This is a genomic window from Paenarthrobacter sp. 10L412 (assembly GCF_056395565.1).
Genome location: NZ_JBFTJT010000005.1, coordinates 20530 through 32178, shown reverse-complemented (window position 1 = coordinate 32178; position 11649 = coordinate 20530). Strand labels below are relative to the sequence as shown.

Below are 11649 nucleotides of genomic sequence, written 5' to 3'. Positions count from 1 at the left end.
AGTGCGCTTGGCTGATGAGACGCAAATTCCCTGAGGACCCGGAAACGGACTGAGGACGCTTGGATTTTGGGGGCGCCGGCCCGTTGGTGTGGCGCGCACGAATACGGGTGTCGCCAGCGAAAATAACGAGAACCCCCGGAAATCCGTGATTTTCGGGGGTTCTCTACCGAGCTTCCTATCAGAATCGAACTGATGACCTTTTCATTACGAGTGAAACGCTCTACCGACTGAGCTAAGGAAGCACCGCGTTCATCACCGGTTTCCCGGGCGATCACGCAAGACATAACTGTAATAGAGGCACCGCGCCCGGGTCAAAACGAGGGCGGTGGCGGCCGTTGCGGGGATGTTCACCTGCACGTCGGGCCGGGTTCAGGCGGCCTTCTCTCCGCCGCCGGAGGCTGGGAAATCAACAGTGCCGGGTATATCCAGCCACGCAACCAGCACGCAAACCAGCCGAAGGGGCCACGCCATGACCGGGGACGCAATGACCAGGGATACCAGCCACACTCCCACCCGGCTGCGGCTGGCTGTGGTGGACATGGTGGGGACAACCATCACCGACGAAGGACGCACGGAGCGGGCCCTGTCCAGGGCCTTGGCCGAGCACGGGGTGGAGCCGGGCAGCAGCCGCTTTGAGAGCATGCTCGGTTATGCACGTGACACCATGGGCTTCTCGAAAATGGCCGTCTTCGGAGACCTTTTCGGTGATACGAGCGTGGCAGAGAGCGCAAACAAGGTCTTCGAGAAGACCTACGACGAGTTGATCGAGGACGGTGGTATCCGTGCGATTCCCGGCGCGGAGGATGCCATTATCTGGATGCGGGAGTCCGGCATGCAGGTATGCCTCGCCACGGGCTTTGGTCGCCACACGCAGAACATGGTCCTCGAATCACTGGGTTGGATGGGCTTGGCGGACCTTAGCTTGTGCCCGGCAGATGCCGGGCGGGGCCGCCCCTACCCTGACATGATCCTGACGGCGTTGCTCGCCTTGGACCTGGACGATGTCCGTGAGGTGGCCGTCATAGGAGACACCAGCTCAGACATGCTCTCAGGGGTCCGCTCGGGCGCATCGCTGATTGCCGGCGTCCTCACAGGTTCCCACTCCGAGGCGACGCTCCGCGCAGCTGGCGCCACCGTCGTCGTGGATTCGATCAAGCAGCTCCCGCTCCTGCTGGAGAAACGCGAAGCCAGGCACCTCTAGCTTCGCTACTTGCGTCGCAGGGGACCTAGCACTGGAGCCCGTCCTGCGGCAGCTTGCCGTCAACAAAGTAATCGTCGACGGCGGTGCTGACGCAGGAGTTCGAGCGACCGTAGGCTGTGTGCCCCTCACCTTCCCACGTGACCAGAGAGGCGTTTTCAAGCTGTTTGCGCAGGGACTGTGCCCACTCCAGGGGGGTGGCCGGGTCTCCCGTGGTGCCGATAACGACGATGGGGGCGGATCCGGTGTAGTCCACGGGTGCAGGCGTGCGGGTGTTCTTGTACGGCCAGTCCTTGCAGGTGACCCCGCCGTAGGCGAAGAATGCGCCGAATGTTGGTGATTCCTGCTTGAGGCGGGTTTCCTCAGCCCTCATCCCGGCGGTATCACTGACCATCGGGTAGTCGAGGCAGTTGATGGCCTGGAACGCGAATGCCGAGTTTGAACTGTACGTACCATTGGCCTCGCGGTCGGCACCGAGATCGGCGATGCGCATCATCTGGGAGACGTCGCCGGAGAATGCACTGTCCAGGGCCTGGGTCAATGCCGGCCAGCTTTGGTCGTCATAGAGCGGGAGGAAGAGCCCGTTGACAAACTCCGTCCCGGTCACCAGCCTCCCGTCCTTGGCTGTTTGGGGGTTCTGGTCCACTGCGTTGATGAGATCCCTGATTTCCTGGACTCCGTTGTCAACGGACCCACTGAGGGGGCATTCCTTTTGACGAAGGCAATCATCGACGTACGTGCGGAGGGCCTTTTCAAACGCTTTTGCCTGCCCCGCAGTCAGTTCCTCGTTGCTGATGGACGGGTCCACGGCACCGTCCAGTACCAGATGCCCGACGTTTTCTGGGAACAGTGACGCGTACGTGGAACCCAGGAACGTGCCGTAGGAATAGCCAAGGTAATTGAGCTTGGCATCGTTGACCACGGCGCGCAGGACGTCCAGGTCCTTGGCAGCGCTGACGGTATCAATGTGCTCCAGCACGGGTCCGGTCTTCTCGACGCACTTCTCAGCCAGGGACTTGTTGAAGGCCAAAGCGGCGGCCAGGCCTTGGTCCGTGTCCTTCCGGAATACTTTTTCGCGCGCGGCATCGCGTTCGGCATCCGACATGCACGTGACCGGAGCGGACCGCTTGACGCCGCGGGGGTCGAAGCCCACCGTGTCGAAGTTGGCGCGCAGCTTTTCGGTGAAGTGCGTGTTTCCCGCATCCTTGACGAAATCGACGCCGGAGCCGCCCGGACCTCCGGGATTGACCAGGATGGAGCCCTTCTTGGTGCCCGTGCTGGGTAACTTGATGGCGGACAGCGTGATCTCGGCGGAGTCCGGATTGCCGTAATCCAAAGGAACCTTGACCTCAGCGCACTGGAACCCGTCCTCACACGAGCTCCACTTCACGGACTGCGAATAGTACTTTTCGAGTCCTTTGGGCGCCGAGGCCGCAATGGACGGGTCAACAGTGCTGGTGCTCGGCTTGGCCGTAGGTGTGGGGAGGAACGGCAAGGAGCAGGCACTGAGCACCAGCAGGGAGGCAAGGGCCAAACAGATGGCCACGAGACCCCGCTGGCCGCCCCCGGCCGCAGCAGGCTGGACAGACCGGTCCCTTGAGGGGGTACCGGCGGGCCGGCGAGGTGCGGACTTCATGGATTCTCCTATTGCTGGATGAGGCTCGTCGCCATGGACTCGACCGCCAACAGCGGCGCAACGTTGGTGGTGGTAATGCGGACACGGGCCTTGTTGATCGCGTCCATCCGGGCGAGGGTCGCTTCCGGGGTGGAGCGGGCGGCGTATTCTTCAAGATCGCTCTTGAGCTCAACGTTGACCAGCTCTACGGCGTTCCCCAATTGGATGATCAGGACATCACGGTAGAAGGACAACAGATCGGTCAGTGTGCGGTCCAGCGAGTCGGTGATGGAGCGCTTGGCGCGGCGTTTTTGGTCGTCCTCCAGCTGCCTCACCTGGCTCCGCATGGACGGTGGCAGCGTTCCGGACTCCGGTGCACCCAGGCTTGCCAGGAGCGCAATTTTCTCGGCGGCGTCGCGTTCATCATTGGAGCTGTTGGCTTCATCGGTGGCGATCTTGACGAGCTTCTCCGCCATCATCACCGCTGCCGTAACCCCACGGAGCCCCAGGGGGATGCGAACCGTTTCGAGACGGCGTTCGCGGGCGTCGGCGTCACGGGCGAGGCGGCGGGCAATCCCGATGTGGCTTTGCGCGGCACGGGCAGCCCGGTCCGCGAGCTCAGGATCGATGCCGTCGCGCCTCACCAGCAATGCTGCGACGTCGGAGGCTGGGGGAAGCCGCAGGCTGACGGGACGGCAGCGCGAGCGGATGGTGACTAATACGTCTGCGGGCGATGGCGCGCACAGCATCCAGATGGTACGCGGAGTTGGTTCCTCGATGGCCTTCAACAGGACGTTGGTGGTTCGTTCCGCCATGCGGTCCGCGTCCTCAACGATGATGATCCGCCAACGGCCAGTGGCGGGGCGGTCCCCGGCCTTTGAAACAAGTTCGCGGGCCTCGTCAATGGTGATGGTGACTTTTTCGGTCCGCACGAACGTGACATCAGAATGGGTCTCGCCGAGGATCGTGTGGCATGCGGCGCACTCGCCGCAGCCCCGCAAAGTGACGTCGTCCTGCTCGCAGTTCAGCGCGGCAGCGAAAGCCTTGGCAGCATTGGAACGGCCCGAGCCCGGAGGGCCGGTAAAGAGCCAGGCGTGAGTGAGGCCGGATTCGCCCTGGGCTGCCTGCTTCAGCTGGGCAACCACCGGCGCCTGGCCTTGGAGGTCGTCCCAAACGCTCACAGGTGGTTCCCTGAAACGCGTTCGCCCAGCCCGCGCTCAGCCAGCAAGGCCTCCACCCGTTCAAGGATCTGCGCGGCCAGCGAGGCAATGTCGGACTTGGCCGGCAGCACCAGGTAACCGGAGGGAGCAGCGGCTGCGAGGTCGAGGAAAGCATGGCGGATGGTGGAATGGAACGCGTCGGGTTCGGATTCCAAACGGTCCTCAGCAGCCGCGCCGGCGGTGCGGCGTTCGCGGCCGTCGGAGGGCTCGACGTCGAGCAGTACAGTCAGGTCCGGATGCAGGCCTTCCGTGGCCCATTCGTTAAGGGACAACACACCCTCTGCTCCAAGCCCACGGCCAGCACCTTGATAGGCAACAGACGAATCAATGTAGCGGTCCGTGATGACAACCTGCCCCGCTGCCAACGCAGGGCGGATCACTTGGCTGGCGTGCGCAGCGCGGGCCGCGGCAAACATCAGGGCCTCTGTCCGGGCATCGATGGTGCCGTGGCCATGGTCCAGCACAAGGGAGCGCAGCTTTTCTCCAATGGGAGTCCCGCCCGGTTCGCGGGTGCGCAGCACGGACAGGCCCCGCGCTTCAAGGGCGTCGCAGAGCCGGGCAGCCTGGGTGGACTTGCCGGCTCCGTCTCCGCCTTCGAACGCGATGAAAAGACCGGGCCTCTGAATACTCACTTGTCTAGCCTACCGATCACGGGCAAACCGTAACGGCTTTCATCCACAGGCTCGCCCACGACTACCCTGAAACCATGAGCCTTTCCGATCAGCGCGCTGCCGATTTGTCCCCGGAAACCGTTGTGGTGGCTGCAGGCCGCCCCGAGCGCAAACACGATGAACCGGTGAATCCGCCCATCGTCCTGTCCTCCACATACTTTGGAACTGGTTCCCTTGGCGACGGCGATCGCGGCTATGGTCGCTACGCCAACCCCACCTGGGACCCGTTCGAGGACGCCCTGGGCAAGCTGGAAGGCGCTGCCCTGCCCGGCTTGCTCTATGCATCCGGGCTTGCTGCCGTCAGCTCGGCCCTCTCCTTGGTACCTGCCGGTGGCGTTGTTGTCATGCCATCACACAGCTACTCGGGCTCGTTGGTCATGGCGACCGAACTCGCGGAGAAGGGCTTCCTGGACCTGCGAATCGTGGACATTACGGACACGGACGCAGTGAAGGCCTTGATCAGCCCGGAAGATGGCAAAGCCGCGGACCTGCTCTGGCTGGAAAGCCCCACCAACCCCATGCTTGGCATTGCCGATGTCCGGGCGCTCACCGACGCCGCCCATGCTGTGGGCGCGATCGTGGTCACGGACAATACTTTCTCCACGCCGTTGGTGCAGCAGCCGCTTAGCCTGGGCTCCGACGTCGTGCTTCACTCGGTGACGAAATACCTGGCGGGCCATTCCGACGTCGTCCTGGGCGCCTTGGTGACCTCCAATCCGGAACTCCGGGCCACGCTCCTTCACCACCGCATCATCCACGGCGGCATCGCCGGCCCGTTCGAAGCATGGCTTGCGCTCCGGGGACTCCGCACGCTTGCGCTGCGGATCGAACGTTCGCAAGCGTCCGCGGCAGTGCTGGCCGAGCGCCTCAGCACCCATCCGAGGGTCGAGTCCATCCGCTATCCGGGCCTACCCGCGGATCCGGGGCATGAGCGCGCCAAGGACCAGATGAAGGGCTTCGGTTCCATCCTCTGCATCCAGATCGCCGGAGACGATGCCCGCAGCGGCGCCGAAGCGGCCGACGACTTGGTCCGTGCGCTTCAGCTCTGGCTCCCGGCGACATCCTTGGGCGGGGTTGAGTCGCTGATCGAACGTCGACGCCGGCACGCAGCTGAGCCGGTCAGTGTCCCGGAGAACCTGGTCCGTTTGAGCGTCGGGATCGAGAACGTGGAAGATCTCTGGTCCGACCTTGAGCAAGCACTGAAGTCGTTGGACAGTTAGGCTAAGGGGCGTGGACGGAAAATTCTTGATCGCGATTGTCACCAACGCGGTCTACTTCATCCTTGGCTTGGTGGCCGTTGTCCTTGAACTGTGGGCTTTTGTGGATTGCCTGCGCCACCGGCCGACGCTGTTCGTGGCCGCCTCCAAGCGCACCAAGACGTTCTGGTTAGCCCTTACCGGCGTTGCTTTCGCCATCGGCGCGCTGACCCTGTTGAGCGGTGGAAGCGGCCTCGGCCTGTTCGGAATCGCCGCGGTGACGGCTTCCTGTGTGTACCTTGCGGACGTCCGTCCAGCAGTCCGGGAAGCAGGCAGCGGCGGCAACCGCAACGTCGGTCCTTACGGCCCCTGGTAAACAGCCTTCGGCGCAACCGCATCCCAGTCCACCGTGACTTCACCCAGGCGCCACCGCGACGGACCATCCTGAAGCGGCCATCCGGCGTCGCGCAGTAAGCGGCACATTCCTGTCCAGCGCTGCCGATTGCCGAACGATGCCAGCGGCGCCGCTTCCAGCCAGGCCTTGTCCATGGCCTGCAGGAATGTATGGATGGGTTCGCCAGGCACATTGCGGTGGATAAGGGCCTTAGGCAGCCTCTCGGCCACTTCCGACGGCAGCTCGAAATTGCCAAACCGCACTGAGAAACTGAGGCTCCGGGGCCTTTCCGGATCCAGTGCCACCCACGTGACGCACCGACCGATTTCATCGCAGGTGCCATCAATGAACAGGCCGCCCTGAGCCAAGCGGGATTGAACCAGCCGCCAGATCCCGGCCACGTCGGCTTCCTCATACTGACGGAGCACGTTGAAGGCCCGCACAACTATGGGGTCACCGGGAACCGGCAGTTCGAAACCACCCACGTGGAAGCTGAGCCCGGGACGTTCCAGCGCCTTAGCGGTTCGCACCCTGTCAGGCTCGATCTCGATTCCGCAGACGCGCACATCCGAGCGAACGGCCTGAAGCCGCTCAAAAAGTTCGACGGCGGTGGCTGGCGAGGCGCCATAGCCCAGATCCACAACCAAGGGGTCGACGGCGGCGCGGAGCCGCCACGCCTGCGGACCGGCGAGCCACCGATCCAAGCGGCGCATACGGTTCGGATTGGTGGTGCCGCGGGTGACGTTGCCAACAGGCTTCCCACTTCGACTTCGGGAAGTACTGACCCGTTCCGCTTTTTGCACCACGGTCCCCACTTTATCCTGCAACGCGGGGTCATTTATGGCCCATAAACCGTGCTCCGATGGGCCGCAAGTGACCCCGCGTTGCTCTTCGTAACGCCCGGCAAGGCACAGGACCCCTCGGCTAGGATGAAAACCATGACTTACAAGCTGATTCTGCTGCGCCACGGCCACAGCGACTGGAACGCCAAGAACCTGTTCACCGGCTGGGTGGACGTAGACCTGAACGACCAAGGCCGCGAAGAAGCAGTGCGCGGTGGGGAACTCCTGGTTGAGAACAACATCCTCCCGGACATCCTCTACACCTCGCTCCTGAAGCGGGCCATCAACACTGCCAACATGGCACTGGACAAGGCCGACCGCGGCTGGATCCCCGTCAAGCGCGACTGGCGACTCAACGAGCGCCACTACGGTGCGCTGCAGGGCAAGGACAAGGCCCAGACCCTCGCCGAGTTCGGCGAAGAGCAGTTCATGGAATGGCGCCGCAGCTACGACACCCCGCCGCCGCCCCTGTCCGACGACAGCGAATTCTCGCAGGCACACGACGTCCGCTACAAGGACCTCGGTGACGCCCTTCCGCGCACCGAATGCCTCAAGGACGTCCTTGTCCGCCTCCTCCCGTACTGGGAATCGGACATCAAGGAAGACCTCAAGGCTGGCAAGACCGTCCTGGTCACCGCGCACGGCAACTCCCTGCGCGCCCTGGTCAAGCACCTTGATGGCATCAGCGATGACGCCATTGCAGGATTGAACATCCCCACGGGCATCCCGCTGGTCTACGAACTGGACGAGGACTTCCAGCCGATCAACCCGGGCGGCACGTACCTGGACCCCGAGGCAGCAGCAGATGCGATTCTCGCGGTAGCGAACCAGGGCAAGAAGTAGGTTCTCCGCTACTGCCGCGGCGGCTGCTCGATCGTTCCTCCCTTAGACGCAGCTCGCCCGCGACACTAGCTACGAAGCGGTATTAATCGACGACGGCGGCCGGTCACATTTGGTGACCGGCCGCCGTTGCTGTTTACGTTGCGGGGAAGCTGCTAGAAGCCCTCAGGCTGCCATTCGCCCGTGACGAGGTACGTGACCTTGCGGGCAACGGAGACGCCGTGGTCGGCGAAGCGCTCGAAGTAGCGGCTGGCCAGGGCCACGTCCACGGTGGTGGAAGCAGTCTCGTTCCAGTCAGGGGAGGCGATCGCCTTGAAGACGCTGAGGTGGAGGTCGTCCACGGCGATGTTGATCTTGAGGATGTCCCGGGCCACCTCGAGGTTGCGGGTCTGGAGGAGTTCGATGACCTTGGCCGTGATGTCGATGTCGTGCTGGGCCATCGCTTTGAAGGTCTGGGTCAGCGACGCCGGGATGACGGTGGCGGGGTAGCGAAGGCGGGCCAGTTGCGCTACGTGGCGGGCGAGGTCACCCATCCGCTCCAGCGATGCGCTCATGCGGAGCGAACCAACAATCATGCGGAGGTCGCTGGCAACGGGGCCCTGCAATGCCAGGATGTCGATGGCACGTTCGTCGAGGCTGTTCTGCAGGAAGTCGATGCGTGCGTCTGCAGCGATGACGTCCTGGGCAAGATCGACGTCGGCGCCTTCGAAGGCCGTAGTGGCCTTCGTGATTGCTTCGTGAACCAGTTTGGAAATCTCGACGAGGTCGTCACCGACCTGGGTGAGCTCCTCCTGAAAAACCTTGCGCACTAAGGCGTCCTTTCCTTGGAAATCCTGTCCCATGGTGGGGCGCGGATTTCAAATACCATTGGCAGTCCAACCAGTAACTGTGTCAGGAGCCAGTGAACGGTTGCGCACCTTTAGATGAACGTTAGTTGAACCGCCCCCGTTTGGCACCGGATCAACACTTTGGCGAGATTCAAGAGCATAAGCTGGACACGTGGATCCGTTGCTTATAGGTGTCGTTGCAGGCTTGGTTGGCCTGTCACTGGGCGTCTTTGGCATGCTCGCTTTCAGGATCAGCGAGCGGCAGCGCAGGATCGTGGACCTGGATGTTACCGAGCCCCTGCTTCCCGAAGGTGCAGCGGAGGTACTTGCCGTCGTCGGCCGCGCGTTTGTGGTGGTCGATGCAATCGATGGCGTGGTCCGCGCGAGTCCGGCGGCGTACGCCTACGGCCTGGTCCGCGGCCACACCGTGGTTCACAAGCAGCTCCTGGACATGACCGCAAAGGTCCGCCGCGATGGCGTGATCCTGGAGCAACAATACGAACTTCCCCGCGGACCGCTCGGCAAGGGCACCATCGTGGTTCAGGTCCGGGCAGCCATGCTCGGTTGGGAGTACATCGTGCTGCTGGCCGACGACCGCACCGAGATCACCCGCACGGAGGAGATCCGCAACGACTTCGTGGCCAACGTTTCCCATGAACTCAAGACACCGGTTGGCGCCATATCGCTCCTGGCCGAGGCATTGGAAGCCTCGCCTGATGACGAGGAAGCGGTACGCCGCTTCGCCAAACGCATGCATAAAGAATCCGGACGCCTCGCAGCGCTGGTCCAAGACATCATTGAGCTTTCCCGGCTTCAGGGCGCAAATGTTGCCCAGCAAGGCCACACGGTGGACATCAACACTGTGATTACCGAGGCAGTGGACCGCTCACAGCTCCCGGCAGAGAGCAAGAATATCCAGATCCTGGTGGGCGGCCATTCAGATTCCCTGGTGTTCGGTGACAGGGACCTGCTGGTCACCGCCCTGCGCAACCTGATCGACAACGCCATCCGCTACTCGCCGGACAACACCCGGGTGGGCGTTGGAGTCCGGACCCGGGAGGGCGTCGTCGCTATTTCAGTCACGGACCAAGGCGAGGGCCTCACCCCGGAGGACCAGGAACGAGTCTTCGAACGCTTCTACCGGGTGGACGCTGCACGCTCCCGGCACACCGGCGGCACCGGCCTGGGCCTCAGCATCGTTAAGCATGTTGTGTCCAACCATGGTGGCGAGGTCACCGTGTGGTCCCAGCCTGGTCAAGGCTCAACGTTCACCATCCGGTTGCCCGAGATGGAAGGCCAGGACGACGACGCCGGCCTCCCGGCTCATGCTGCGTCCACTGCTGAGTCCCCGCAGCTACCGGCGGGGGGTGCCGCCGTCGAAACCCACCACGCGACTCAGCAACCGCATCACGCGAATTAACCGCATCACGCGAATCAACCGCATTACGGGAATCAACAAGGGGCGCCGGCGGCGCCCAAGAGCAAGGAGCCAGCGCTTGAGCAGGATTTTGATAGTGGAGGACGAAGAGTCCTTCAGCGACCCCCTGTCCTACCTTTTGGGCAAAGAGGGTTTCGACGTCGAGGTAGTGGATAACGGCACCGACGCCTTGGTGGAATTCGACCGGAATGGGGCCGACCTCGTCCTGCTGGATCTCCAGCTGCCTGGAACGCCGGGCACGGAGGTGTGCCGTCAACTGCGCCAACGTTCCAGCGTGCCGGTGATCATGCTGACCGCCAAGGACTCGGAGATCGACAAAGTGGTTGGCCTGGAGCTGGGTGCAGACGATTACGTCACCAAGCCGTACTCCTCACGCGAACTCGTAGCGCGGGTGCGTGCAGTGCTCCGCAGGCAGGGTGAACCCGAAGAGCTGATCACCTCCACCGTGCAGGCCGGACCCGTCCGCATGGATATTGAGCGCCACGTGGTGAGCGTAAACGGCGAACAGGTATCACTGCCGTTGAAGGAATTTGAACTCCTTGAAATGCTGCTCCGCAATTCCGGGCGTGTGCTCACCCGGGGCCAGCTGATCGACCGCGTGTGGGGTTCAGACTACGTAGGCGATACCAAGACCCTTGATGTCCACGTAAAGCGCCTGCGCAGCAAGATTGAGCCGGATCCGTCCGTTCCGAGGTACCTGGTGACGGTGCGTGGACTGGGCTACAAGTTCGAGCCGTAAAGCTAAGTCAGTCGGCATTTAGCCAGCAGACTGTCAAGACAACAACAAGGAAGGGTTCCGCCTAGGCGGAACCCTTCCTTGTTGTCTTTGCTTGTAGCCAGCCTGCTAGTGGCCGGCAGCTGCAGATTCGGTGGCGGTCGGCGTCGCAGTCGACGTTGCCGTGGAAGTCGAAGACGGAGTTGCCGAGGCGCTCGAGGAGGGCAAGTATTCCTTGTACTCAGGGAGCGTGCCATCAACTACGGGAACGTTGATTTTTGCGGTGTCCGAACCGCTGCGAATGGTTACCGGGCTCAGTCCACCGGGCTTGGTGCCGGCGGAGCTAAGGACCGCGGCGTCGGATTCGCTATTCAGGTACGTCTCCGAGTTCGCCTTAACGGGAATCTCCGTCTGGGCCCCATTTGCACCACTGATGGTCAGGGTTGCATCCGAGTTGGACTTGTTGAACACTGCGCCGATCACGCGGCCGGGCTGGTTCTCGCCGGAAGCGACGATCAGCATGTTGCGCAACTGCAGCTGGCCGAGATCTGCTCTGATCCCGTCCGATGCTGAGTACTGGTGGGAAGTCTGCTGGGCGTTGACGAAGCCACAGCCGGTAACGGACAGAAGACCGACGCCGATTGCAGCCGCCGCAATTGCCAGCTTGCCGCGCTGGACAGGGTTCATCGCAGT

General features: G+C 62.9%; 12 protein-coding genes and 1 tRNA gene. 6 read left to right on the top strand and 7 right to left on the bottom strand.

The window, feature by feature from the left end; translation table 11 throughout:
• Window positions 1-169: 169 nt before the first annotated feature.
• Window positions 170-242, bottom strand: a tRNA-Thr gene (locus AC1DD7_RS06785).
• 227 nt (window positions 243-469) lie between these two features.
• Between AC1DD7_RS06785 and AC1DD7_RS06780 the strand changes: the two genes are divergently transcribed.
• Window positions 470-1201: an HAD family hydrolase gene (locus AC1DD7_RS06780; protein ID WP_477514339.1), complete on the top strand. Its 732-nt coding sequence runs from the start codon at window positions 470-472 to the stop codon at window positions 1199-1201.
• Between the two features lie 25 nt (window positions 1202-1226).
• On the opposite strand, the gene AC1DD7_RS06775 is transcribed toward AC1DD7_RS06780, so the two are convergent.
• From AC1DD7_RS06775 to tmk, 3 genes are read right to left on the bottom strand one after another with little or no spacing between them, the layout of a single operon-like run.
• Window positions 1227-2834 (bottom strand): alpha/beta hydrolase, encoded by a 1608-nt coding sequence (locus AC1DD7_RS06775; protein ID WP_477514338.1) that lies wholly within the window; start codon window positions 2832-2834, stop codon window positions 1227-1229.
• A gap of 8 nt (window positions 2835-2842) precedes the next feature.
• On the bottom strand, window positions 2843-3994 hold the full coding sequence (locus AC1DD7_RS06770; protein WP_442017333.1) for a DNA polymerase III subunit delta': 1152 nt from the start codon (window positions 3992-3994) through the stop codon (window positions 2843-2845).
• Window positions 3991-4665, bottom strand: coding sequence for a dTMP kinase (gene tmk / locus AC1DD7_RS06765; protein WP_477514337.1), 675 nt, complete (start codon window positions 4663-4665; stop codon window positions 3991-3993). Before tmk ends, AC1DD7_RS06770 begins: the two co-directional genes overlap by 4 nt.
• Before the next feature lie 74 nt (window positions 4666-4739).
• On the opposite strand from tmk, the gene AC1DD7_RS06760 reads away from it, so the two are divergent.
• Together AC1DD7_RS06760 and AC1DD7_RS06755 are read left to right on the top strand one after the other, a co-directional pair.
• On the top strand, window positions 4740-5924 hold the full coding sequence (locus AC1DD7_RS06760; protein ID WP_477514336.1) for a trans-sulfuration enzyme family protein: 1185 nt from the start codon (window positions 4740-4742) through the stop codon (window positions 5922-5924).
• A gap of 10 nt (window positions 5925-5934) precedes the next feature.
• Window positions 5935-6276: a DUF2516 family protein gene (locus tag AC1DD7_RS06755; protein WP_216921243.1), complete on the top strand. Its 342-nt coding sequence runs from the start codon at window positions 5935-5937 to the stop codon at window positions 6274-6276.
• Here AC1DD7_RS06755 and AC1DD7_RS06750 read toward each other — a convergent pair.
• On the bottom strand, window positions 6261-7100 hold the full coding sequence (locus AC1DD7_RS06750; protein ID WP_477514335.1) for a class I SAM-dependent methyltransferase: 840 nt from the start codon (window positions 7098-7100) through the stop codon (window positions 6261-6263). The two genes, AC1DD7_RS06755 and AC1DD7_RS06750, sit on opposite strands and share 16 nt — an antisense overlap.
• Before the next feature lie 132 nt (window positions 7101-7232).
• Between AC1DD7_RS06750 and AC1DD7_RS06745 the strand changes: the two genes are divergently transcribed.
• Window positions 7233-7979 (top strand): phosphoglyceromutase, encoded by a 747-nt coding sequence (locus tag AC1DD7_RS06745; RefSeq protein ID WP_431118414.1) that lies wholly within the window; start codon window positions 7233-7235, stop codon window positions 7977-7979.
• Between the two features lie 152 nt (window positions 7980-8131).
• On the opposite strand, the gene phoU is transcribed toward AC1DD7_RS06745, so the two are convergent.
• Window positions 8132-8785: a phosphate signaling complex protein PhoU gene (phoU, locus tag AC1DD7_RS06740; protein ID WP_477514334.1), complete on the bottom strand. Its 654-nt coding sequence runs from the start codon at window positions 8783-8785 to the stop codon at window positions 8132-8134.
• Window positions 8786-8984: 199 nt separating this feature from the next.
• On the opposite strand from phoU, the gene AC1DD7_RS06735 reads away from it, so the two are divergent.
• Window positions 8985-10223 carry a sensor histidine kinase gene (locus AC1DD7_RS06735; protein WP_477514529.1) on the top strand — a complete coding sequence of 413 codons (1239 nt, stop codon included), beginning with the start codon at window positions 8985-8987 and terminating at the stop codon, window positions 10221-10223.
• Between the two features lie 76 nt (window positions 10224-10299).
• Window positions 10300-10980 carry a response regulator transcription factor gene (locus AC1DD7_RS06730; RefSeq protein WP_216921232.1) on the top strand — a complete coding sequence of 227 codons (681 nt, stop codon included), beginning with the start codon at window positions 10300-10302 and terminating at the stop codon, window positions 10978-10980.
• Between the two features lie 105 nt (window positions 10981-11085).
• On the opposite strand, the gene AC1DD7_RS06725 is transcribed toward AC1DD7_RS06730, so the two are convergent.
• A complete protein-coding gene (locus AC1DD7_RS06725; RefSeq protein WP_442004801.1) occupies window positions 11086-11643 on the bottom strand; it encodes a hypothetical protein in 558 nt (185 codons plus the stop codon).
• Between the last annotated feature and the right edge of the window lie 6 nt (window positions 11644-11649).

Bases quoted from the DNA above. Each gene is read 5' to 3' on its own strand.
- AC1DD7_RS06725 (WP_442004801.1), bottom strand. From the start codon at position 11,643: ATGAACCCTGTCCAGCGCGGCAAGCTGGCAATTGCGGCGGCTGCAATC.
- AC1DD7_RS06760 (WP_477514336.1), top strand. From the start codon at position 4,740: ATGAGCCTTTCCGATCAGCGCGCTGCCGATTTGTCCCCGGAAACCGTT.
- AC1DD7_RS06780 (WP_477514339.1), top strand. From the start codon at position 470: ATGACCGGGGACGCAATGACCAGGGATACCAGCCACACTCCCACCCGG.
- AC1DD7_RS06775 (WP_477514338.1), bottom strand. From the start codon at position 2,834: ATGAAGTCCGCACCTCGCCGGCCCGCCGGTACCCCCTCAAGGGACCGG.
- AC1DD7_RS06745 (WP_431118414.1), top strand. From the start codon at position 7,233: ATGACTTACAAGCTGATTCTGCTGCGCCACGGCCACAGCGACTGGAAC.